The following is a 23,411-nucleotide window of genomic DNA, read 5'->3' on the forward strand; positions in this document are numbered from 1 at the left end:
GCTATATAATTAGTAACAGCGTTGTGAAGGATGCTGTGTAAAAAGAGTTGTACAACAAGGTTGCCATAATCTCCATGGACGAAACCGTTCAAAAATCCTGCTGGGGCGTTACGCTCTGGGCAGTCGTTGGTCTTGCTGCCGTCATCCTCATGGCTTATCTGTTCTCCGTCTAGGCGTTAGACGGTGTTACGTATTTCGGAAATTTGATGCCGCATTTCGGCATTCCGTTGGCGTTGAACCTTTCCTACACTATCTGATAGAGATACGCGGTTTTCGTGTGTTAGCGACTTCTTGCCGATTTTTGTCTAGAATGGACGATCAGGCAAATCGCGGGCGATGCCGCGATCAGGATCAATCAGTCCTATAACGGGCTGTAGAAGGTGTGGCATGTTTCTGTCGGTTTTCGATCTTTACAAGATTGGCATTGGGCCTTCCAGTTCGCATACGATGGGGCCAATGACGGCTGCGCGCATGTTTCTTAACGAGATAATCGGCGGAAACTGGCCAAGGCCGGCGCATTCGAAAATCCATCGTCTGAAAGCGACCCTGCATGGTTCGCTGGCTTATACCGGCGTCGGGCATGCAACGGATCGCGCCGTTATTCTGGGGCTCTGCGGCCATCTACCCGATACGATTGATCCTGACATTATGGATGTCGAAGTCGAAAAGGTGTTCGCCGAAAAAAAGGTGAGACCGGAGGGTCATCCAGCCTATCACTTCGACCCTAAGGTCGATCTGGTGCTTGATCGCAAGACGCCGTTGCCAGGCCATGCCAATGGCATGGCTTTCTCCGCATTTGATGCCGATGACAATCTCCTGCTGCGCCGCGCATATTTTTCTATCGGGGGCGGCTTCGTCGTAACGGAAGAAGAGCTTAGCCGTGTTCAGCGCAGCGGTGCGAAGCAGGACGACAAGGCCGACGTGCCGTTTCCGTTCCGCAGTGCCGCCGAAATGCTTGAGATGGCCCATGACAGCGGCTTGTCGATTGCCGAAATGAAGCGTGCCAATGAAGAAAAACATATGGCTCGCGATGATCTCGACAGCGGACTTGATCGAATTTGGGGCGCCATGCGCGGCTGTATCGAGCGCGGACTGAGCCGTGACGGCGTCATGCCGGGCGGTCTGAATGTGCGCCGTCGTGCGCGGCAACTCCACGATAAATTGCAGGACGATTGGCGTAATAATCGCAGCAATCCGCTTCTCGCGAATGATTGGTTGTCTGTCTATGCCATGGCCGTCAATGAGGAAAATGCCTCCGGTGGCCGGGTGGTGACGGCGCCGACAAACGGTGCTGCAGGCGTCGTACCGGCGGTGCTTCGCTATTATCTGCATTTTCATGATGACGCCGACCAGAAAGGCATCCGGGATTTCCTCCTGACATCTGCAGCGATCGGTGGGGTCATTAAGCACAACGCATCGATTTCCGGTGCTGAAGTCGGCTGTCAGGGCGAGGTAGGTTCCGCGTCGGCAATGGCTGCGGCGGGTCTCGCAGCCGTGCTTGGCGGGTCGCCGGAGCAGATTGAAAATGCCGCTGAAATTGCGCTTGAACACCATCTGGGCATGACCTGCGATCCGGTTGCCGGGCTTGTTCAGGTACCGTGTATCGAGCGTAATGCGCTTGGCGCTGTAAAGGCTGTGACTGCGGCCTCGCTCGCCGTAAAGGGTGACGGCAAGCATTTTGTCCCGCTCGATGCCTGTATCGAGACGATGCGCCAGACCGGCCACGATATGAGCGAGCGTTACAAGGAAACCAGCCAGGGCGGTCTTGCCGTGAATGTGGTTGCCTGTTGATTCGCAACCTGGGGAATGCGACGCTTGAGGCTTGAAGCGCGCATTCGTCTTGGCTAAATCAACGGCATGGCTCTCAATCTCGTCAAACTTTGTGTCGGCTGCGATAGTATCGAAGATCTCGCGGCCTGGATCGATTTCCGTCTGGCAGAGCAACGCGCTGCCGGTCTGGTGCCGGAACAGTTTCATACAACGAGAATGGTGCCAAAGCGGATTGACGAACTGCTGGAAGGCGGTTCGCTCTACTGGGTTATCAAGGGCAATGTGCAATGCCGCCAACGCTTGCTCGACGTGCGGCCATTTACAGACAACGACGGCATAAACCGCTGCCATCTTGTTCTTGAACCCAAGGTCATTCCTACCGAGTGGCAGCCGCGCCGCGCCTTTCAGGGCTGGCGTTATTTGAGCGAGAATGAGGTTCCGCGCGACGAGGCGGCTGGTAAGACGGGCAGGGCTGCTTTGCCTGCGGAATTGCGTCAGGAACTGGCCGCGCTGGGCTTGCTTTGAAGAGAATATATCCACGAAAAAGGCCTGCCGATCATCGGCAGGCCTTTTCATTTCATCCATCGGTTGATCAGTTTTCTATCGTCAGACGTACCGAAATCCGGTCAAAATTTACAGGAAGAGTCATGCGCATGGAAGCGCGTGGCTGGACCAGTCGCTTGTTGCGCGCCGCGTGGCAGACGAGCAGCCCGACCAGATCGCGGGTCTGGAAGCCGGTTCCGCGCCGCACATCTGCAATTCGCAGCGCGGCCTGCTTGAGCCCTTGAACGGAGAACAGCGCCCCGACGGCTGAGGTCCTGCCTTCATCCTGTGTCCAATTGGCAGTCTTGAACGGCGGCAGGCCGAAAGTTTCTCTCATATTTGACATCTCGAAACCCTCTACGCACTACAAATTCGGGTTTGAAGCTGGCAGCGATGGGGCAGAGCCCCTCGCAATCGATTAGTTCGCGACCGCATAGCAGCCGAAATTTTTCTTCTTCAACGATGCGCATGCATCCCAGGCGGCTTGCTTTGAGGAGAAGCCGACAAAGCGAGCGCGGTAGAAAGTTGCACTGCCCTTGTTGAATGTCTCGGTATAGGGCGATGCGGCGCGTAGCGTTCCGCCTGCTGTGGCGGAAGCCTTGGCCAGCATGTCACGCGCCTGGCCTTCGCTCGGCAGAGAACCAATCTGGATTGCCCAGCCACCGGCAGCAGGTGCGGAAGCGGTCGTGACCGGATCTACGTCCTGGGTCGGCGCAGATGGAAGGGCGGCCTTCGGCGTTGGGCGAACCGCAGCCTGTGCCGCGAGTGCTGCCGGGCGTGCAGTCGGAGCTGCAAGCGCCAGAACCTGCGGCTGGTCGCTGTCACCTTCGCCGCTTTCATTGTTGATGACATCTTCCACGGCGGCGGCCTGACGTGTTACCGGAACCGGGGCGTTCCGGGCCTTCGGAAGATCAATCGAGGCAACAACCTGCGGTGCATCGTTGCGCATTGCGACGAGCGGTGCGGCATTACGGCTGCGCGTTGCCATTGGGAGATATTTGCGAATGAGCTGAGCCATATGGGCGTCGCGGCTTGCACCGGTGTTACCGCCCATTACGACGGCCACGAGTCTGCGTCCGTCGAGGCTTACCGAAGAAGCCAGATTGTAGCCGGATGCGTTGGTGTAGCCGGTCTTGATGCCATCGACGCCTTCGACGCGACCGAGCAGACGGTTGTGGCCATTGATGGTCTGGCCGCGGAAAACGAAGCTGCGACGCGAGAAATAGGAGAACTCATTCGGGAAGTGCTGCCGAAGTGCAATGCTGAGGATCGCCATGTCGCGCGCGGTCGTGTGCTGCGCCATGTTGGGCAGGCCTGAAGCATTCCGGAACGTGGTGTTTCGCATGCCAAGACGGCGCGCTTTCGCCGTCATCATCTGGGCAAAGCGCTCTTCAGAGCCGCCGATATATTCGCCGACGGCAGTTGCGACGTCGTTGGCCGATTTCGTAATCATGGCAAGGGCTGCATCTTCAGCACGAATGCTCTGGCCGGGACGAAAGCCGATCTTCGTAGGAGGACGGGCAGCAGCATAAGCGGACACCGGGATACGGGTGTCCTTGTCCATGCGACCGGCCTGCATTGCCTCAAACAACATGTACAGGGTCATCATTTTCGTGAGAGACGCGGGATAGCGCTGCGCATCGGCATTTGAAGCGAACAGCGTCTTGCCGGTGTTCGCATCAATTACGATAGCTGCGTATCGGTCGCCTGCGGCTATCGCCGGTATCGTTGTGGAAGCTGTTGAACATCCTGTTACAACTGCAAGAAGAAGCGTGGCTTGTGCCGCTCTTTTCAAGGCATATGCGACTTTACTAAACGCGGTACGCACGATGATGACCTACCTGTATCCCTGATTTTTTAAACTGCGGCACAAAAGGCACACAGCGTCTAATTCAGTGATCCTACTGCCATCAGCGTTACCAATCCGTTTATGGTAACCGAGTTATTCATAAATTTCGGAAAATTTTGGGGTAGGGTTGCAATGCCTGCGATGGGTTTCAAGAGCAGCGGTTTCAGCCGATCACGCAGATGTGTCGTTGAATTATAGTTCGCGTCTTATCCGATCGAAGCCGGATCAAAAAAACAGTCCGGTGGGATGATTTTGAAAATGGAAATTTGTTCTCTGATTTCTCCGGGCCGGATTTTCTGCCCCGATTATCAACGTATTTGTTTATGAGACCTGCATTTTATCAGCTGTTTTATGCAGGTCGTTTAGCCGGGGCTTATTGTTCGCCCGATATCATATAACTGTGTCAAGCCTCGTTATTGCAATAAGTCCCGGTTGCAAGTGCCAATGAAGGGCTTAAAATCACCACATGACGACCTACATAATAGGGCAAGTTGGGTCAGACAGATGGGCATCCGGGTAATAGGTTTCATGAGGCAACTTGATACAGTTATGCAAAGCAAGACCGACGGCGGAAATGGCCCGGAAAACGGCACCGTTGTGGTTACGCGTACGCAGCCGAAAACCAAAAAGCCCAGCCTCTATCGTGTCCTGCTCCTCAACGACGACTACACCCCCATGGAGTTCGTCGTTCATGTCCTGCAGCGGTTTTTCCAGAAGAACCGGGATGATGCCACGCGCATCATGCTGCATGTTCACAATCACGGGGTCGGCGAGTGCGGCGTATTTACATACGAAGTCGCCGAAACCAAAGTCAGCCAGGTCATGGATTTCGCCCGCCAAAACCAGCATCCGCTGCAATGCGTGATGGAGAAAAAGTGAGGTCATATGCCATCGTTCTCCCCAAGCCTTGAAAGGGCCCTGCATCAAGCCCTTACAATAGCAAACGAGCGGCATCACGAATATGCGACGCTCGAACATCTTTTGCTTGCCTTGATCGACGATCAGGACGCGGGCGCAGTGATGCGTGCCTGCAGCGTCGACCTTGAGCATCTCAAGCGTATCGTCACCGATTATATTGATCGCGAACTGGATAATCTCGTCACGGGCTATGATGAAGATTCCAAGCCAACCGCCGCTTTCCAGCGCGTCATTCAGCGCGCAGTCATCCATGTGCAATCCTCGAACCGTGAGGAAGTGACCGGCGCCAATGTGCTGGTCGCCATCTTTGCGGAACGGGAAAGCCATGCTGCCTATTTCCTCCAGGAGCAGCAGATGACCCGTTATGACGCGGTGAATTATATTTCGCACGGCATTTCCAAGCGTCCGCAGAGCAGCGAAACCCGCCCGCCGCGCGGCGCAGAGAGCGCAAGCGAAGAACGGACAAATACCGAACAGGAAGAAAGCGCGAAGAAGAAGCAGGACGCGCTGTCCGCCTATTGCGTCAATCTCAATGAGAAGGCCAAGGCTGGGCGCATTGATCCGCTGATCGGACGTGACAGCGAAATCAGCCGCACCATTCAGGTGCTTTGCCGCCGTTCGAAGAACAACCCGCTTTATGTGGGCGATCCGGGTGTCGGCAAGACCGCAATCGCTGAAGGTCTTGCCAAGCGGATCGTTGAGGGACAGGTTCCGGAAGCACTTGCCGATGCGACGATCTTTTCGCTCGACATGGGCACGCTTCTGGCTGGCACCCGTTATCGCGGTGACTTCGAGGAGCGTCTGAAGCAGGTCGTCAAGGAACTCGAAGAGTATCCGGGTGCGGTCCTGTTCATCGACGAAATTCACACTGTCATCGGCGCAGGCGCTACTTCGGGCGGGGCAATGGACGCGTCGAACCTGTTGAAGCCTGCCCTTTCATCGGGTGCCATCCGCTGCATCGGGTCGACGACCTATAAGGAATATCGTCAGTTCTTCGAGAAAGACCGGGCCTTGGTGCGTCGTTTCCAGAAGATCGATGTGAATGAGCCGTCGATCCCGGATGCGATTGAAATCATGAAAGGGCTGAAGCCCTACTTCGAGGATTTCCACAAGGTCAAGTACACGGTTGATGCCATCAAGACGGCGGTGGAATTGTCTGCGCGTTATATTTCGGATCGCAAATTGCCCGATAAGGCAATTGATGTGATTGACGAAACAGGCGCGAGCCAGATGCTGTTGCCTGAGAACAAGCGCAAGAAGACCATTGGCGTGAAGGAAATCGAAGCGACAATCGCGACGATGGCCCGCATCCCGCCGAAGTCTGTATCGAAGGATGACGAACAGGTGCTGTCGCATCTGGATGCCGAGCTGAAGCGGGTCGTCTATGGCCAGGATCTGGCAATCGAAGCCCTGTCAGCCTCGATCAAGCTTGCGCGTGCAGGACTGCGTGAACCGGACAAGCCAATCGGCTCTTATCTGTTCTCGGGCCCGACCGGCGTCGGCAAGACGGAAGTTGCCAAACAGTTGGCAAGTTCGCTTGGCGTGGAACTCCTGCGTTTCGACATGTCGGAATATATGGAGCGTCACACCGTATCGCGGCTTATCGGTGCACCTCCCGGTTATGTCGGCTTCGACCAGGGCGGCCTCCTGACCGATGGCGTCGATCAGCATCCGCATTGCGTGCTGCTGCTCGACGAAATCGAGAAGGCGCATCCGGATTTGTTCAATATCCTGTTGCAGGTCATGGATCACGGTTCACTAACCGATCACAACGGCAAGAAGATCGACTTCCGCAATGTGATCCTGATCATGACCACCAATGCCGGTGCGTCGGATATGGCCAAAGCGGCAATCGGCTTCGGTTCCACGCGTCGCGAAGGCGACGACATGGAAGCGATCAACCGCCTGTTCACGCCCGAGTTCCGCAACCGTCTGGATGCGATCATTCCGTTCGGTCCGCTGCCGGTCCCGGTCATTCATCAGGTTGTGCAGAAGTTCGTGCTTCAGCTTGAGGCACAGCTTGCTGAACGCGGGGTGACATTTGAGTTGACGGAGGGTGCAATCGCCTGGCTGGCTGACAAGGGATACGACGAGCGCATGGGTGCACGTCCGCTTGGCCGGGTTATCCAGGAACACATCAAGAAGCCATTGGCTGATGAAGTGCTGTTTGGAAAACTCAAGCATGGCGGCACGGTTCGTGTGGATGTCGTGACCAAGCCGGATGGGAAAACCGATCTGGCGCTGGAGAGTGTGGCCGACAAGCCGGTAAGTCCGAAGAAGGACATTCCGGCGGAAAAGAAGCTGCCGCCGCGCAAGAAGGCTGCTCCGAAGAAGGCAGAGAAGGAAAAGGTATTGGCTGGCAAGGCTGAGCCTGCGCCAAAATCCTCATCGAAGACTTCGGCGACCAAATCTTCGGTGCCCAAGGTGCCGCGCAAGAAATAATCGGAACAGATACGGCCCCTCCGGGGGCCGTTTTTCTTGGATATGTGACGAGCATGGACGAAAACTGAGGTTTTCCCATTCAGGCGGAAGAAACTGGGTGCAACTTGCTTGGACCTTGCTCTAACGTGGCTCCATGCCTCTGATTCATTCCTGTGCTCCTCAGCAGACCGTGGAAGATCGTCGTCAAATGCGATGGTTTTTGCGTGGTTGTATGCGCATTTGCAGCATTCCAGCCCTATTATTGATGAGTTCCTTTATCGGTTTCGCGGGACTGGCCATCGAAAGTGGCATCACCGTTGTTCAGGCCGTTTTCATGACCCTGACCATCTGGGCTCTTCCGGCGAAGGTTGTTCTGATCGGTGCGATCAGCGCAGGTGTGGCTCTGCCTGCTGCGGCGCTCGCCGTTGGTTTGTCTTCTGTGCGTCTGATGCCGATGGTGGTTGCGCTGCTGCCTGAGTTACAGGGGCCGAAAACGCGGAAGCTGACACTGTTGGCTCTTTGCCATTTCGTTGCGGTTACCGCCTGGGTCATGGCTATGGAAGAACTGCGCAAGATCCCGCGTGATATGCGAACCAGTTATTTCGCGGGAATAGGGATGGTTCTGGTGGGAACCAATGCGGTTATCGTCGCTATCGTCTATTCGCTATCGACGTCTTTTCCGCCAATCGTTTTTGCTGCACTTTTCATGCTGACGCCAATGTACTTTCTGACCTCGCTTTGGCGCTCTGCCAGGGAGCGAGCGGGGCAGGTTGCGATGATCTCCGGGATCGTTCTGTTTCCCATATTCCATCATCTGGCCCCCGGCTACGACCTGCTGATCACTGGTGTTTTCGGCGGATTGATTGCGTTCGGTTTTCACCGTATGCGTCGTCGGCCGACAGGAGCAGATGAATGAACTGGGATAGTTTTTCGACCTGGTGGTGGCCGTTTCTGTTTATTTTGCTGGCGGGAGCACTTCCAACCTATCTGTTCCGCATGATGGGAGTGCTGGTTGGTGGGCGCGTACGGGAGGATTCGGAGGCTCTTGTTTTCGTGCGCTGCGTTGCAACGGCGCTGGTTGCAGGTGTTATTGCGCAGCTTATTCTCTATCCCAATGGAGAACTGGCCAATTCACCTCTCTGGCTCCGCGCTGGTTCCGCCGTTGCAGGATTTGCCGCCTTTCTCCTCACAGGCAAGCGATTGCTCGTCGGCGTGCTGGTTGCGGAAATCCTGCTGGTCATCGGCCTGCTTACTCTTTGAAAGTGTGAGTCATATCAGAGTGCTGTACGAATTTTTTCAGCATTTGCTGAAAGAACCGCGGCGTCTTCCATCTGTCCGGTATGCGGCTTGAGCGCCACGCCTTCAAAGCGCGGGATTACATGGAAGTGCAGGTGGTAAACGGTCTGTCCCGAGGCCGGTTCGTTGAACTGCATGACGGTTACGCCGTCGGCATTGAATGCTTTTTTTACGCCTTGCGCGATTTTCTGCACGACCTGAATGACGTTTGCGAGCGTTTCCGGCTTGGCATCGAGCAAATTGCGGGAAGGCGCCTTTGGCACAACCAACGTATGGCCCGTGCCTTGCGGCATCACATCCATGAAAGCAACGACATCGTCCGTTTCATAAACACGGGTGGATGGGATTTCGCCGCGCAGGATTTTGGCGAAGATATTGTTGTCGTCATAGGTGGCGGACATGCGATTCTCCAATGCGAAATGTTTGGCAGGATCAGACCGTATCAAGTCGCCTTAGGCAAGGTGGATAGGCTTATGCATCCCTGAACGGCGAATGTTCTTCCAGGGCGCTTCGAATTTGTTCGACTTCACGGCGTTCATGATCGAGATAGTCGCGCACTGCATTCCGAAAACCTTCATGGACAATATAATGCGCCGAATGGGTTGTGACCGGAACGTAGCCGCGTGCAATCTTATGCTCGCCCTGTGCGCCAGCTTCGACGACGCTGAGCTTGCGCTCAATGGCAAAATCGATTGCCTGATGGTAGCAAACCTCGAAATGCAGGTAGGGATGATCTTCGATGCAGCCCCAATGACGACCGAAAAGTGTATCGCCACCGATGAAGTTGATCGCACCAGCAATATAATGCCCGTTGCGTTTGGCCATCACGAGCAGGATGTCGTCGGCCATACTTTCACCGATCAGCGAATAGAACTGCCTGTTCAGATAGGGGCGCCCCCATTTGCGGCTGCCCGTATCCATATAAAATGCAAAGAAATCGTCCCACACAGATTCCGTAAGGTCACTGCCGGTCAGCCATTCGATTTGGATGCCATCTGACAAAGCCTCGCGCCGTTCTTTTTTTAATGCCTTGCGTTTCCGGGATACAAGTTCGCTCAAAAAGTCATCATAGCTTTTAAAGTTCTTGTTTTTAAAGTGAAACTGCTGATCCGTGCGATGAAGAAAGGCGGCGCGCTTTAACGCGGCGATCTCATCCGGCAGCGCAAATGTAACATGCGCTGATGAAACACCGGTCTGATCTGCCAGCTCCCGCAGTCCGCCAGCCAGCGCCAGTCGAACCGCTTCGCTTTCATAGGCGATGTGATTGAGCAGGCGTGGGCCGGCGACCGGGGTGAAAGGCACCGCAGCCTGAAATTTCGGGTAATATTGTCCTCCAGCGCGCTCGAAAGCGTCGGCCCATCCATGGTCGAAGACATATTCACCTTGGCTGTGCCCCTTGAGATAGTTCGGAACGGCCCCGATGAGGCGTCCTTGGTTATCCTCAAGGCGTAAGTGACGAGGAAGCCAACCCGCTTTTGGTGAAACCGAGCCTGATTCTTCCAGAGCCAGCAGGAAATTGCGGGTAATGAAGGGATTATAATGTGCGTCCTGCCGGGATGCCCCGACAAGACTGTTCCATTCGTCTGCCGTGAATTCGCTGATATTTTCAACGACACGAAGAACGAAGCTCTGTTCATTCTGCGGATCTTCGTCGTTCACCGCTATTCCTTTGCCGTTATCGCGCATATTCTGCTGCGCTCGGCGTGTTGCCGTCAAGCCACGAGGGCGCGCGGATCAAAGCCTTCGAAGGTGATCTGGTCGACATTGAGATCGCTATGCTTCTGCATTTCCCGATCCCGCACGGTCCAGCTGATCACCGGCATCTGCAACTTTTCCCGAACGAAGGTGACGAACGGATTAGGCAGATGATGCACATTATAGGATACGAAGGAGATACCACGCGCCAGCATGGAGAAATGACGCTCAAAGTCTTCCATGCGAGTACCTTCGGCGGTAAGTCCTCCCGGGATTCCCGGTGCATCTGCTGCAAAGCGGCGAATGAGGTGGTGATCGAAAGACATGATCGCGGCTTCGCCCTTGTAGGACGACAGTTCTCCGGCAACAGCGGCAACCAGGCCGTCATCCTTGCCCTCTATGCCCTTCAGCTCGATAACGAGGGGGACGCGGCCATCGACCAGTTCCAGCATCTGGCGAAGCGTCGGCACATGATCGGCGGTGCCGCCGACCTTGAGCGCTGTCGCTTCGGCAAGCGTCAAATCGCTGATAGAGCCTTCGCGACCGGCAAGCCGCTTCAGATCATCGTCGTGAAAAACGACCACGCCACCGTCACGGGTGAGATGAACGTCGCATTCAATGGCGAACCCCGCTCTTGCTGCTGCCTCAAACGCTGAGAGGGTGTTTTCCCAGCGTTCCTTATTAAGGTCGTGCAATCCACGATGCGCGATGGGGCGCGTCTTGATCCAGTCGATGGAGGTCATGTCAGGCAACCTCAATGATCGCTTCTATTTCGACAGGTGCATTGAGCGGCAAACTCGCAACGCCAACAGCCGAGCGGGCATGTTTGCCTGCGTCGCCAAGAACAGCCACGAGGAGATCCGATGCGCCGTTGGCAACCAGATGCTGTTCCACAAAGTCGGGAGTGGAGGCTACAAATACGGTAATTTTTACAATCCGCTTGATGCGGCCTAGATCACCGAGAGCAGCCTTCGCCTGAGCAAGGATGTTGACAGCGCAGGCACGCGCAGCGGCTTGTCCGTGCGCTACCGTCAGCTCATCGCCGATCTGACCCGTATGCACCAGCTTGCCACCTTCCAGCGGAAGCTGGCCAGATGTGAGAAGCAATGAACCGCTTTGTGCAAAAGGAACGTAGTTGGCGGCAGGTGCCGCAGCTTCCGGAATGGATATACCCAGATTTTTAAGGCGGCTGTCGATCGTGTCGGTCATTGTATTAATCCTTGCTTGCAAAGGTACTTCTCGATCTTGCTACAGGCAGAATCGGTGAAGCTTATGGGAAGGGTGCTTTTTTTGCCTCGCTTCCGCCACGAGTTTTTTTATCATGCTCGTCAACTCATCGGGAGATTCATGTATGCGTTTTTTCAAGAGTGCGGTTGTGGCGGGCGGAACGGTCGCTTGTGTATGGGCCGGATTTGCTGGCGTTGCCTATGCGGCCTCAACGGTAACGTTGGTTCCACATCGCGCGGTCTACGATCTGACACTGGATCGAGCCGATGAAAAATCAGGGATCAGCGGTTTGACTGGTCGCATGGTCTATGAGTTTAACGGATCGGCGTGCGAAGGTTACACCACCAATTTCCGCTTTGTGACGCGAATTGACATGGAAGAGCAGCCGCAGCGCGTGACCGACCAGCAGACGACCACATTCGAAGGCGCGGACGGAAAGAACTTCCGCTTCGTCAACAAGACCTTTGTGGACAAGGAGCTGGTCAAGGAAGTGCGCGGCGACGCGAAGCTCGAGGGTGGCAAGACAGTTGTTGAGCTGAGCAAGCCAAAGGAAAACAAGCTTGACCTCAAGGGAACGCAATTTCCCACCGGTCATATGGAAGAACTTATAGGCAAGGCGGAAGCGGGGCAGAAATTCTACCAGACATCGCTTTTCGATGCTTCCGAAGATGCTGATCGCGTAGTCGCTACCACCGTCGTTGTCGGCAAGCAGCAAGCTTTGCCGGACGATGAGACCAAGATCATGGGCAAGTTTTCCAAGGATCAGGTCTGGCCGGTAACGATTGCCTATTTCGACGATAAGGAAAAGCAGGACGGACTGCCGATCTATCGCATCAATTTCAAGCTCTATCGCAATGGCATTACCCGCGACCTCACAATGGATTATGGAGATTTCTCCATGCGCGGAAAACTTGTGAAGCTTGATGTCTATGATGCGGCAAAACAGCCAGCGACCTGTAAATAAGCGTGCTGGGCGGCGTGGTTTTTCGCCTGTTCGATGCTATATTGTGCGGGCGACTTGCAATTTGCGGCGCGATCAGTTAACAGCGCGCCTATTCCACACACGGGATTGGGCTTTTGTCGGGAGAAATCCGGCAAAAACCTCCGGTGGCGAGAAATCGCCTCAGCCCGTGGAGGTTAAACCGGAAAAGGAAAATAAAGATGGCATTGCCTGATTTCAGCATGCGCCAGCTTCTGGAAGCTGGTGTTCACTTCGGCCACCAGACTCATCGCTGGAACCCGAAAATGGCGCCATACATCTATGGTGACCGCAACAACATCCACATTCTCGATCTGTCCCAGACCGTTCCTCTGCTGCACAATGCGCTGAAGATCGTTTCGGACACGGTTGCTCGCGGCGGTCGCGTGCTGTTCGTCGGCACGAAGCGTCAGGCTTCGGACATCATTGCCGATGCTGCCAACCGTTCGGCACAGTACTACGTCAATGCACGCTGGCTCGGCGGCATGATGACCAACTGGAAGACGATCTCCAATTCGATCCAGCGTCTGCGCAAGCTCGACGAACTTCTGGCCGGCGAAGCTCAGGGCTTCACCAAGAAGGAACGCCTCAACCTCGAGCGTGAGCGTGAAAAGCTTGACCGCGCCCTCGGCGGTATCAAGGACATGGGCTCGGTTCCGGACCTGATGTTCATCATCGACACCAACAAGGAAGCGATTGCTATTCAGGAAGCCAAGCGTCTTGGTATTCCGGTTGTCGCAGTGATCGACTCGAATTGCGATCCGGACCAGATCGACTATCCGATCCCGGGCAACGACGACGCCGCGCGCGCTATCGCTCTTTATTGCGATCTGATTGCTCGCGCCGCTCTCGACGGTATCGCTCGCCAGCAGGGTGCAATGGGCATCGACGTCGGTGCGCAGGTTGAAGCTCCGGTTGAGCCAGCCCTCGAAGCTCCGGCTGAAGGCGCTTAATCAGCGTATGATTTCATCCATCCGTCATATCTGTGATAGGGCGGGTGGATAATCTCGTTTCATCCCGGTGCGAGATTGTGATTCCTGCAGTGCAATGCTCAGGTCAGGTCGCGATCCAGAAAACAAGCGCCGGTTAAATGTTGGCACACCCATCCGGTGTGCCTTCGCTTTCATGAAAGGCGACATCATGAGCATTTCCGCATCTCTCGTCAAAGAACTCCGCGACCTCACCGGCGCCGGCATGATGGACTGCAAGGCCGCACTTGCTGAAACCAATGGCGACATCGAAGCTGCCGTCGACTGGCTGCGCGCCAAGGGTATTGCAAAGGCCGACAAGAAGGCTGGCCGTACGGCTGCCGAAGGTCTGGTTGGTGTTGCAGCTTCCGGCAACAAGGCTGTTGTCGTAGAAGTCAATTCCGAAACCGACTTCGTTGCCCGCAACGAGGCTTTCCAGGATCTCGTCCGCAAGATCGCTCAGGCCGCTCTGTCGACCGATGGTTCGACGGAAGCCGTGGCTGGCGCCAACATTGACGGCAAGACCGTTACTGAAACGGCAAAGGACGCTGTTGCCACCATTGGTGAGAACATTGGCTTCCGCCGTTCGGCTGCGCTGACCGTCCCGCAGGGCGTTGTTGCGACCTACATTCACAACGGTGTTGCTGATGGCCTCGGCAAGCTCGGCGTTCTCGTTGCAATCGAAACCGCTGGCGATGCAGAAGCTGCAAGCGCATTCGGTCGCCAGGTTGCCATGCACGTCGCTGCGATCAACCCGCTGGCGCTAACCGCCGAAGACGTTGATCCGGCTGCAGCCGAGCGCGAAAAGGCAATCTTCATCGAGCAGGCCCGTGAATCCGGCAAGCCGGACAACATCATCGAAAAGATGATCGAAGGCCGTATGCGCAAGTTCTACGAAGAAGTTGTTCTTCTTTCGCAGGCTTTCGTCATCAATCCGGACTTGACGGTCGCGGCTGCCCTCAAGGAAGCTGAAAAGACCATCGGTGCTCCTGCCAAGATCACGGGCTTTGTCCGTATCGCTCTCGGTGAAGGCATCGAGAAGGAAGAAACCGATTTCGCTGCTGAAGTGGCTGCTGCTGCCAAGGGCTAATCGATCGGTTTTTCAGCGCATCTTGTTCCGAAAACCGGTTTCCGCTTTTCGGAATGCGCCGAATGCCTGAAAAGGCTTTTGAATATGAAGGGCATCGCGTGACAACGCGGTGCCCTTCGTGTATCGGAACCCGAACACATCCACTTGATCACAATCTGCGGAGAGCATCCAATGCCAGGTCAACCCGCCTACAAACGCGTCCTTTTGAAAGCCTCGGGTGAGGCATTGATGGGCAGTCAAGGCTTTGGCATCGATGTTTCCGTTGCAGACCGTATTGCAAGCGATATCAAGCAGGCACGGTCGCTCGGAGTCGAAGTTGGCGTCGTCATTGGTGGCGGCAACATTTTCCGTGGCGTCGCTGTGGCTTCCAAAGGTGGCGACCGCGTGACCGGCGATCATATGGGGATGCTGGCTACTGTCATCAATTCGTTGGCGCTGCGTACCTCTCTGCACAAGATCGGTGTCGATTCTGTCGTGCTCTCCGCCATTGCTATGCCAGAAATCTGCGAGAGCTTCTCGCAGAGACAGGCTACGGCCTATATGGACGAGGGCAAGGTCGTGATCTTTGCTGGCGGCACGGGGAATCCTTTCTTCACGACGGATTCGGCAGCGGCTCTTCGTGCTGCGGAAATCGAGGCGGATGCTCTGTTGAAGGGCACGCAGGTCGACGGAATCTATTCCGCCGACCCCAAAAAAGATCCGAACGCCACACGTTTCGACCGTCTGACCCACAAAGAAGTTCTCGATCGCGGGCTTGCGGTCATGGATACAGCCGCTGTTGCCCTTGCGCGTGAGAACAACATTCCGATAATAGTCTATTCCATCCATGAAAACGGCGGCTTGGCCGAAATTCTGCAAGGCAAGGGGCGCTGCACGATCGTTTCCGATAATTGATCGACCCTTGCTGCGTATCGAAGGAGAAAATGCATGAGTGATGCTTTTGACATCAACGACCTGAAACGCCGCATGGAAGGCGCTATCAATTCTTTGAAGCACGATCTTGGTGGCCTGCGTACGGGCCGTGCTTCCGCAAGCTTGCTGGAGCCGATTGTCATTGAAGCCTATGGCTCGACAATGCCGATCAACCAGGTTGCCAATATTACCGTTCCCGAATCGCGCATGCTGTCGGTTTCCGTGTGGGACAAGAGCATGGTGGGTGCCGTGGAACGCGCAATTCGCGATTCAGGTCTCGGGCTCAATCCTATCACTGACGGTACGACCCTGCGCATTCCGCTTCCGGAGCTGAACGAACAGCGCCGCAAGGAACTGGTCAAGATTGCACACCAATATGCCGAGCAGGGTCGCATCGCTGCCCGCCATGTGCGTCGCGACGGTATGGACACGCTGAAAAAGCTGGAGAAAGACAGCCTCATCAGTCAGGATGATAGCCGTGTTCTGTCGGAAAAAGTACAGAAGCTTACCGACGAAACCATTGCAGAGATGGACAAGATCGTTGCAGTGAAAGAAGGGGAGATCATGCAGGTCTAGGACTTGCATGGTTTTCATTGAAGGAGAGCTTCGCCATGTCCGAACCGCGCCACATCGCCATTATTATGGATGGCAATGGCCGTTGGGCGAAGGCACGCAACTTGCCCCGCAGCGCTGGACACCGGGCAGGGGTCGAAGCTCTTCGCGAGACTGTACGGGCAGCCGGGGATCGTGGCCTTGGCTACCTTACCTTGTTTGCATTCTCTTCGGAGAACTGGTCGCGCCCGAGCGGAGAGGTGAACGACCTCCTTGGTTTGCTGAAGATTTTTATCCGTCGCGATCTCGCAGAGTTGCACCGTAATAATGTGCGCGTCAGCATCATCGGCGAACGCGAGGAGCTTGCCGCCGATATCCGGACGTTATTAGTTGAAGCGGAAACGCTTACCCATCGCAATACCGGCCTCAACCTGATCATTGCTTTCAATTACGGTTCCCGTGACGAGATCGTTCGTGCCGTGCGAAGCCTGGCGCGCGACGTCGCAGCCGGCCTGCTTGATCCGGCATCTATTTCCGCTGAACTGATCTCGGCTAACCTTGATACGGCAGGCATACCCGATCCGGATCTTATCATCCGCACGAGCGGGGAAATGCGGTTGTCGAATTTTCTGCTCTGGCAAGCGGCATATTCGGAGTTTCTGTTTCTGCCCATTCATTGGCCAGATTTCCGCTCATCGGACCTCGATGCAGCCTATGAGGCTTTCCGCCAGCGTGAGCGGCGATTTGGCGGTGTTGAAGTGCGCGCGGGAATCGAAGAACTCGAAGAAGAAATCGCATGCCCTTCGACCAAGGGGGCGGCAGTCTAAAGTGGTTGCGGAGAATCGGAACCACTGAAAATGCTCTAATGAGGCGCAAGCCGGTCCGTCGAAAGGTCTCAATGTCCAATCTTCAAACCCGCATCATTACTGCTATTGTTCTCGGTGCAGCTGCCTTGTGGCTGACCTGGATAGGCGGTTTGGGTTTCACGCTGTTTTCGATCGCGATCGGATTGGCCATGTTCCACGAGTGGACCAGCTTGACTGCACCCAAGCAGACGTTGTTTTCGCGGGTGTTCGGTTGGGGATGGCTGGTGCTTACCAGTATTCTGCTCCTTATGGACCGAAGCGCATTGTTGACGATTGGCGCTCTAATAGTGGGCACTCTCATACTTTTGCTCACCCAATGGCGGACAGGGCGCGGCTGGCCAGCGGCAGGGCTATTCTATGCGGGTTTCTCCGCCGTTTCGCTTTCGCTCCTGCGTGGTGACGAACCCTTCGGCTTTACGGCAATTGTTTTTCTATTCGCAGTTGTTTGGTCTACTGATATCGCTGCCTACTTCAATGGCCGGGCATTGGGCGGGCCGAAACTCGCACCGCGCTTTTCGCCGAACAAAACATGGTCCGGCGCTGTAGGTGGTGCCGCTGCCGCGGTGGCGGGTGGCATTCTGGTTGCTTCTCTGGTGGCGGCTCCAGGCAGTTGGCTGGTCCCGTTGCTCGCATTGCTACTGTCTATCGTTTCACAAATCGGCGACCTTGCAGAATCGTGGGTGAAGCGTCAGTTCGGCGCAAAGGATTCGGGGCGTCTGCTACCAGGACATGGCGGTGTTCTGGATCGTGTGGACGGACTTGTAGCGGCCGCCGCACTTTTGTACCTGTTTGGTGCAATTTTCGCCGAGCCAGACGTGCCGTCTGCGGTTTTCTTCAGTTTCTAAGGGCCCAAGAGAATTGTTTGATCCATATGGTTTTGGCAGCCCGCTAGTGTTTTGTAAGGAGCAGTGATTTGCAGGAGGCGTTGGCCTTTTTTCTCGGTGGCGAAAGCCTGCTTGTCGGGACCATCATTCCATTTCTCTTTGTTTTAACCGTTGTGGTCTTTGTTCACGAGATGGGCCACTATCTCGTTGCGCGTTGGTGTGGCATCGGTTCGCAGGCTTTTTCCATTGGCTTTGGGCCGGAGTTGATCGGATTCACGGATAAGCATGGAACGCGATGGAAGATTTCGGCCATTCCGCTTGGCGGCTATGTCAAATTCATCGGTGACGAGAGTGCCACAAGTTCTCCTGTGGACGTCAATAATGCACACCTGAGCGCGGATGAGCAGCGAAGGGCGTTTCACACCCAACCTGTGTGGAAGCGTGCGGCAACGGTTTTTGCCGGGCCTGCTTTCAATATCATCCTGACTATCGTGATCTTCAGCGTTTTCTTCGCGCTTTATGGACGCCAGATTTCCGATCCGCTTATCGCAGGTGTTCAGCCGGGCAGCCCGGCCGCTGAGGCTGGATTCGAAGCCGGAGATCGCTTTGTCAGTGTTGACGGCGAAAAGATCGCTACTTTTTCCGATGTACAGCGCATCGTATCCGGGCGGGCCGGGGATAAGCTGAATTTCACTGTCGAACGTGATGGCAAGATGGTCGACCTTCAGGCCGTTCCGGCAATAGTCGAGCGTACAGACCCGCTTGGAAACAAGATCAAGCTTGGCGCTATTGGCGTAGAAACTACTGAAGCTGTAGGCAATTTCCGCCGGATTGAATATGGCCCGCTCGAATCAGTGGCACAAGCTGTCATGGAAACGGGTTATATTATCGGTCGCACGGGAGAGTTTTTTCAACGCTTTGCGGTGGGGCGTGAGGATAAATGCCAGCTTGGTGGTCCGGTCAAGATTGCCAATATGGCTGGCAAGGCAGCAAGCCAGGGATTTGATTGGCTTATCCAGCTGATGGCGATGTTGTCCGTCGGCATCGGGCTTTTGAACCTGTTTCCGCTGCCTCCGCTGGATGGCGGTCATCTGGTTTTTTATGCGGTGGAGGCCATAAAGGGTAGTCCGGTGTCTGCCGCAGCGCAGGAAATTTTTTACCGTGCAGGATTCCTTCTTGTTATGGGATTCATGGGGTTCGTACTTTTCAACGACCTGTTTGCCTGCTAGATGACTCTCCGGCTGGCTCAGGTGGTGATCTTGGGGATCGGTGCAGGCTGGAGAGTTCCAGTCGGCTTACTGCTATGATGCGCATCTTTTCCGGTGAGGACTGGGCAAGATGTTAAACAGAAGTGAAAATTGGGAGTGACTGCTGGAAAAGCTAAGCGATTTGTTTACCATAACGCTTAAATCGCGTGGCGCGGATGCCACGCTGGTTGCTTAAGTAAACAGAATTTAACCGTGACGCTTGCTTGTATGGAAAAACCGGGTATGACGGTTGTATCTGTACGTGCTTTTCTGGGTTAATCGCCCCGGGGACAGAAAGAAACGAAGGTTCGGAAAGCCTATGACGGCAAGTTCTAAATTCTTTGGCGCCGCTTCTGCGCTCGCCATGTCAGTGGCTCTTGTGGCTTCGGGTACTGCTGCACTCTCACTGGCTTCGGTCAATGTTGCCGAGGCTGCTGTCGTTAGCCGTATCGAGGTGCGCGGTAACACACGCGTCGACGCGCAGTCCATCCGTGACAACATCGAGATTCGCCCGGGCAAGGCCTTCACCAGCGCCGATATTGATGCTGCGGTGAAGCGTCTGTTCGCGATGGGGCTGTTCTCGGACGTTCGCATCAACCAGTCCGGTAGCACGCTCGTCGTCAATGTTAGCGAGCGTTCGGTTGTCAATAACGTCCTTTTCCAGGGCAACAAGAAGATCAAGGATCCTGATCTGGCCCGCGCGGTTCAGCTCAAGGCCCGTTCGCCTTATGATGCTGCGACGATGGAAGCTGACGTCGAGGCTATCAAGGGAGCTTACGCGCATATCGGGCGCAGCGATGCGACTGTGAATGCGCGTACCGTTGATCTCGGTCAGGGTCGTGTAAACGTTGTTTATGAAATCAACGAAGGTTCACGTACGAAGATCGCGAACGTTGATTTTGTTGGCAATCAGGCATTTAGCGCTCGTCGCCTGCGTGATGTGATCTCGACCAAGCGTTCGAATCCGCTTTCCTGGCTGACGCGTAATGACGTGTATGATGAGGGTCGTCTTCAGGCTGACGAGGAAACGCTCCGCCGTTTCTATTACAATCGCGGCTATGCGGATTTCCGTGTCATTTCGTCCAATGCCGTTCTCGATCCGTCGACAAACGAATACACGATCACCATCACGGTTGATGAAGGTCAACGCTATACGTTTGGCAATGTGAGCGTCGAAAGCAATGTTGACGGTGTAGACGGGCAGGCTCTGGATCATCTGGTCAAGACGCGTTCGGGCAAGCCTTACAGCGCCAAGGAAATCGAGGATTCTGTTCTCGCGGTTACCGAAAATGTCGCTGGAAGCGGTTACGCTTTTGCAAAGGTCGAGCCGCGTGGTGATCGTGATTTTGAAAATCACACGATCTCGGTGGTTTATAGCGTCGATGAAGGTCCGCGCGCTTACATTCAGCGCATTGAAATTCGCGGCAATGACAAGACCCGCGATTTCGTGATTCGCCGCGAATTCGACGTGAATGAAGGTGATGCCTTCAATCAGGTCATGGTGCAGCGTGCGAAGCGTCGTCTTGAGGCACTTGACTTCTTCCAGACCGTCAACATTTCGACCGCACCTGGCTCCGAGCCAGATCAGGTTATCCTGGTCGTTGACGTTGTTGAAAAGTCGACTGGTGAATTTTCGATTGGCGGCGGTTATACGACCGGTGGGGAATCGCCGGGTGCCCAGGTTGAAGCCGCTATCACCGAGCGTAACTTCCTCGGACGTGGCCAGTATATCCGTATCAGCGCGGGTGCCGGTCAGGACGATATGCGCAATTACGGCCTGTCGTTCACTGAGCCCTATTTCCTCGGTTACCGTTTGTCGGCTGGCTTTGATGTCTTCCGTCGCACGTACCGCGTAAACGACGACTACGACGTCGAGCAGACCGGTGGTACGATCCGTTTTGGTCTTCCAATTACGGACAATTTCTCGGCAGGTATCGCGTACAACCTGGTTCAGGAAAAGTATGACCTGTTCCGTTCTGATGCCGATAATTACTATGCTCCTGCCTTGCTTGAAGCGGCTGAACATAGCCCATGGCTACGTTCGTCCATTAGCTATTCGCTGACCTATAACTCCATTGATGACATGAAGAATCCGCATGACGGTATTCATGCCAAGTTCACGCAGGAGTTTGCCGGTCTCGGTGGCGACGCGAAGTATATCAAGACGACAGCCAAGGCTAACTACTACAAGACGCTTTCTCAGGAAGCCGACATCGTCGGTATGCTGGGCATCGGTGGTGGTTATATCCATGAATTTGGCGACGATGGCGTCCGTATCTTCGACTTGTTCAAGAACAATTCGGACATCATTCGCGGCTTCAAGTTCAACGGTATCGGTCCATATCAGGATGCGGCGAACGGCAAGCGCTACTGGATGGGCGGTACGACCTACATCAACGGTACGGCTGAAGTTCAGTTCCCGATGCCGCTCGTTCCGGAAAGCCTCGGTATCCGTGGTGCTTTGTTCGCGGATGCAGCAACGCTTTATGGCAACGACTCCTCGCAAGGCGGTTCGCCAATTTATGGCGACGACAAGAAGCTTCGCGCTTCGGCAGGTGTAAGCTTGATGTGGGCTTCTCCGTTCGGTCCGCTGCGCTTTGACTATGCGTTCCCGATCGCGAAGGCTGACACCGACAAGGTTCAGAACTTCAACTTCGGTGTTTCGACCAAGTTCTAGTAGATTTGCCTTTTCCCGGGGTGTAATAGCCCCGGGGAAGAAAGTGTTTTGATGGCAGATCCTGTTTTTTTCACGCCCTCGCGTGAGCTCACGATTGGCGATATAGCAGATTTTACCGGTGCAAGACTTCGTGACCCGAAGCTTGCGCCGCGTTCTGTTGCGCGTCTCTCTTCTCTTAAAGATGCTGTGGAAGGCTCTCTTGTCTTCGTCGAAGGCAAAAAGAACGCTGATGGACTCTCTTCGATCAATGCTGCTGCCGTTCTGTGCACGGAAGCGGTGGTGGATAGTGTGCCATCGCACATAGCTGCGCTCATTACCCGCAATCCACAACGAGATTTCGCATCCGTTGGGCGGATGCTGTTTCCTTCGTCCGTCAAGCCGCTCAGTTGGTTTGGAGAGAGCGGGATTTCGTCAGCGGCTATCATTCATCCGACAGCGCATATCGAGGATGGTGCGACCATCGAAGCCGGAGCCGTGATCGGTAAGGGCGTTAGCGTGGGTAGCGGTACTCTGATCGCTTCGACTGCTGTCATTGGAGAGGGAAGCCAGATCGGCCGCAACAGTTATATTGCGCCGGGCGTAACCATCCAGTGTGCTTTCATCGGCAATCAGGTTTCGCTTCACCCGGGAGTTCGTATCGGACAAGACGGGTTCGGCTATGTTCCGGGTCCTGCTGGTTTGGAAAAAGTGCCTCAGCTCGGCCGGGTTATCATTCAAGATAATGTTGAGATTGGCGCTAATACCACGGTGGATCGCGGGTCCTTGAACGATACCATTATCGGTGAAGGTACCAAGGTCGATAACCTTGTCCAGATCGCGCACAATGTGCGGATAGGCCGATTTTGTATCATTGCCGCGCATTGCGGCATCTCCGGCAGTTGCGTTATTGGTGACCAGACAATGCTGGGCGGGCGTGTTGGACTTGCCGACCATTTGATCATCGGCTCACGCGTGCAGGTTGCCGCGGCAAGCGGCGTTATGAATGACATACCCGATGGTGAGCGCTGGGGTGGTATTCCCGCGCGGCCTATCAAGCAGTGGTTCCGCGATATTGCGAACATCCGCAGCATCGGGCAATCGAGAAAGGAGCAATCCTCTGATGAGTGATGCAAATCAGACCAAGCTGGAAGCAGCAGATATCCAGGACCTTCTGGCCGTGCTGCCGCATCGCTATCCGTTTTTGCTGATTGACCGGATCGTCGATATTGACGGTGACGTCTCAGCGACCGGCATCAAGAATGTGACGATCAACGAGCCGCATTTCACCGGCCATTTTCCTGAAAAGCCGATCATGCCGGGCGTATTGATTGTCGAAGCCATGGCGCAAACGGCGGGCGCTATTTCTCTGCTTCAGCGCAAGACTGGACGACCGGGTGTGGTCTATTTCATGACCATCGACAATGCGAAGTTCCGTCGTCCCGTCATACCGGGAGACAGGCTTTTGCTTCATGTCAAGAAAATCAAGCAACGTGCAAATATCTCTAAATATGAATGCGTTGCGGAAGTTGATGGTGTGAAGGTTGCGGAAGCTGAAGTCGCTGCCATGATCAGCACAGCTGAAGAAAACCAGTGAGCAT

The 23,411-nt window shown here is 55.0% G+C and carries 23 protein-coding genes; 17 read left to right on the forward strand and 6 right to left on the reverse strand.

Going from position 1 to position 23,411, the window contains the following annotated elements; genetic code table 11:
- Positions 1-387 precede the first annotated feature (387 nt).
- Positions 388-1,791, forward strand: a complete 1,404-nt coding sequence (locus tag AC0TOF_RS16175; RefSeq protein WP_473768993.1) for an L-serine ammonia-lyase — start codon at positions 388-390, stop codon at positions 1,789-1,791.
- A 66-nt stretch (positions 1,792-1,857) separates the two neighbouring features.
- The gene (locus tag AC0TOF_RS16180; RefSeq protein WP_473768994.1) at positions 1,858-2,295 is read left to right on the forward strand and encodes a DUF1489 family protein; all 438 of its coding nucleotides are present in this window, start codon (positions 1,858-1,860) and stop codon (positions 2,293-2,295) included.
- A gap of 67 nt (positions 2,296-2,362) precedes the next feature.
- Here AC0TOF_RS16180 and AC0TOF_RS16185 read toward each other — a convergent pair whose 3' ends face one another.
- Both AC0TOF_RS16185 and AC0TOF_RS16190 read right to left on the reverse strand, forming a co-directional pair.
- The gene (locus tag AC0TOF_RS16185; RefSeq protein WP_122001622.1) at positions 2,363-2,659 is read right to left on the reverse strand and encodes a hypothetical protein; all 297 of its coding nucleotides are present in this window, start codon (positions 2,657-2,659) and stop codon (positions 2,363-2,365) included.
- A gap of 72 nt (positions 2,660-2,731) precedes the next feature.
- Positions 2,732-4,141: a D-alanyl-D-alanine carboxypeptidase family protein gene (locus AC0TOF_RS16190; protein ID WP_122001623.1), complete on the reverse strand. Its 1,410-nt coding sequence runs from the start codon at positions 4,139-4,141 to the stop codon at positions 2,732-2,734.
- A gap of 549 nt (positions 4,142-4,690) precedes the next feature.
- Between AC0TOF_RS16190 and clpS the strand changes: the two genes are divergently transcribed.
- From clpS to AC0TOF_RS16210, 4 genes are all read left to right on the forward strand, one after another.
- Positions 4,691-5,041, forward strand: a complete 351-nt coding sequence (gene clpS, locus AC0TOF_RS16195) for an ATP-dependent Clp protease adapter ClpS (protein WP_473768995.1) — start codon at positions 4,691-4,693, stop codon at positions 5,039-5,041.
- 6 nt (positions 5,042-5,047) lie between these two features.
- Positions 5,048-7,522: an ATP-dependent Clp protease ATP-binding subunit ClpA gene (clpA, locus tag AC0TOF_RS16200; protein WP_122001624.1), complete on the forward strand. Its 2,475-nt coding sequence runs from the start codon at positions 5,048-5,050 to the stop codon at positions 7,520-7,522.
- A gap of 244 nt (positions 7,523-7,766) precedes the next feature.
- Positions 7,767-8,417, forward strand: coding sequence for an AzlC family ABC transporter permease (locus tag AC0TOF_RS16205; RefSeq protein ID WP_473768996.1), 651 nt, complete (start codon positions 7,767-7,769; stop codon positions 8,415-8,417).
- Entirely contained in the window at positions 8,414-8,761 is a 348-nt protein-coding gene (locus AC0TOF_RS16210; protein WP_473768997.1) for an AzlD domain-containing protein, read from the forward strand. Before AC0TOF_RS16205 ends, AC0TOF_RS16210 begins: the two co-directional genes overlap by 4 nt.
- A gap of 14 nt (positions 8,762-8,775) precedes the next feature.
- Here AC0TOF_RS16210 and AC0TOF_RS16215 read toward each other — a convergent pair whose 3' ends face one another.
- The 4 genes from AC0TOF_RS16215 to AC0TOF_RS16230 form a co-directional block, all read right to left on the reverse strand.
- Positions 8,776-9,198, reverse strand: a complete 423-nt coding sequence (locus AC0TOF_RS16215) for an HIT family protein (RefSeq protein ID WP_473768998.1) — start codon at positions 9,196-9,198, stop codon at positions 8,776-8,778.
- Positions 9,199-9,268: 70 nt separating this feature from the next.
- The gene (locus AC0TOF_RS16220) at positions 9,269-10,456 is read right to left on the reverse strand and encodes a GNAT family N-acetyltransferase (RefSeq protein ID WP_473768999.1); all 1,188 of its coding nucleotides are present in this window, start codon (positions 10,454-10,456) and stop codon (positions 9,269-9,271) included.
- A 53-nt stretch (positions 10,457-10,509) separates the two neighbouring features.
- On the reverse strand, positions 10,510-11,235 hold the full coding sequence (locus AC0TOF_RS16225; protein ID WP_473769000.1) for a glycerophosphodiester phosphodiesterase: 726 nt from the start codon (positions 11,233-11,235) through the stop codon (positions 10,510-10,512).
- Between the two features lies 1 nt (position 11,236).
- Positions 11,237-11,701, reverse strand: a complete 465-nt coding sequence (locus AC0TOF_RS16230; RefSeq protein ID WP_122001629.1) for a RidA family protein — start codon at positions 11,699-11,701, stop codon at positions 11,237-11,239.
- Between the two features lie 142 nt (positions 11,702-11,843).
- Between AC0TOF_RS16230 and eipB the strand changes: the two genes are divergently transcribed.
- The 11 genes from eipB to fabZ all read left to right on the forward strand — a co-directional run bounded on the left by eipB (position 11,844) and on the right by fabZ (position 23,407).
- Entirely contained in the window at positions 11,844-12,683 is an 840-nt protein-coding gene (gene eipB / locus AC0TOF_RS16235) for a cell envelope integrity protein EipB (RefSeq protein WP_473769001.1), read from the forward strand.
- Positions 12,684-12,880: 197 nt separating this feature from the next.
- Complete coding sequence (gene rpsB, locus AC0TOF_RS16240; protein WP_122001631.1) at positions 12,881-13,651, forward strand: 30S ribosomal protein S2; 771 nt, start codon at positions 12,881-12,883, stop codon at positions 13,649-13,651.
- A gap of 187 nt (positions 13,652-13,838) precedes the next feature.
- Positions 13,839-14,756 (forward strand): translation elongation factor Ts, encoded by a 918-nt coding sequence (gene tsf, locus AC0TOF_RS16245; protein WP_122001732.1) that lies wholly within the window; start codon positions 13,839-13,841, stop codon positions 14,754-14,756.
- A 171-nt stretch (positions 14,757-14,927) separates the two neighbouring features.
- Positions 14,928-15,650, forward strand: coding sequence for a UMP kinase (pyrH, locus tag AC0TOF_RS16250; protein WP_006471613.1), 723 nt, complete (start codon positions 14,928-14,930; stop codon positions 15,648-15,650).
- 33 nt (positions 15,651-15,683) lie between these two features.
- On the forward strand, positions 15,684-16,244 hold the full coding sequence (gene frr / locus AC0TOF_RS16255) for a ribosome recycling factor (RefSeq protein ID WP_006466949.1): 561 nt from the start codon (positions 15,684-15,686) through the stop codon (positions 16,242-16,244).
- Positions 16,245-16,279: 35 nt separating this feature from the next.
- On the forward strand, positions 16,280-17,047 hold the full coding sequence (locus AC0TOF_RS16260) for an isoprenyl transferase (protein WP_122001632.1): 768 nt from the start codon (positions 16,280-16,282) through the stop codon (positions 17,045-17,047).
- A 71-nt stretch (positions 17,048-17,118) separates the two neighbouring features.
- Positions 17,119-17,931 (forward strand): phosphatidate cytidylyltransferase, encoded by an 813-nt coding sequence (locus AC0TOF_RS16265; RefSeq protein WP_473769002.1) that lies wholly within the window; start codon positions 17,119-17,121, stop codon positions 17,929-17,931.
- Positions 17,932-17,999: 68 nt separating this feature from the next.
- Positions 18,000-19,139: an RIP metalloprotease RseP gene (rseP, locus tag AC0TOF_RS16270; protein WP_473769003.1), complete on the forward strand. Its 1,140-nt coding sequence runs from the start codon at positions 18,000-18,002 to the stop codon at positions 19,137-19,139.
- Between the two features lie 337 nt (positions 19,140-19,476).
- Positions 19,477-21,834 carry an outer membrane protein assembly factor BamA gene (gene bamA, locus AC0TOF_RS16275; protein WP_122001634.1) on the forward strand — a complete coding sequence of 786 codons (2,358 nt, stop codon included), beginning with the start codon at positions 19,477-19,479 and terminating at the stop codon, positions 21,832-21,834.
- A 51-nt stretch (positions 21,835-21,885) separates the two neighbouring features.
- On the forward strand, positions 21,886-22,941 hold the full coding sequence (lpxD, locus tag AC0TOF_RS16280) for a UDP-3-O-(3-hydroxymyristoyl)glucosamine N-acyltransferase (RefSeq protein WP_473769004.1): 1,056 nt from the start codon (positions 21,886-21,888) through the stop codon (positions 22,939-22,941).
- Positions 22,934-23,407 carry a 3-hydroxyacyl-ACP dehydratase FabZ gene (fabZ, locus tag AC0TOF_RS16285; protein ID WP_112700536.1) on the forward strand — a complete coding sequence of 158 codons (474 nt, stop codon included), beginning with the start codon at positions 22,934-22,936 and terminating at the stop codon, positions 23,405-23,407. Before lpxD ends, fabZ begins: the two co-directional genes overlap by 8 nt.
- Positions 23,408-23,411: the final 4 nt, after the last annotated feature.

Source organism: Ochrobactrum sp. PL_is501 (assembly GCF_055816895.1).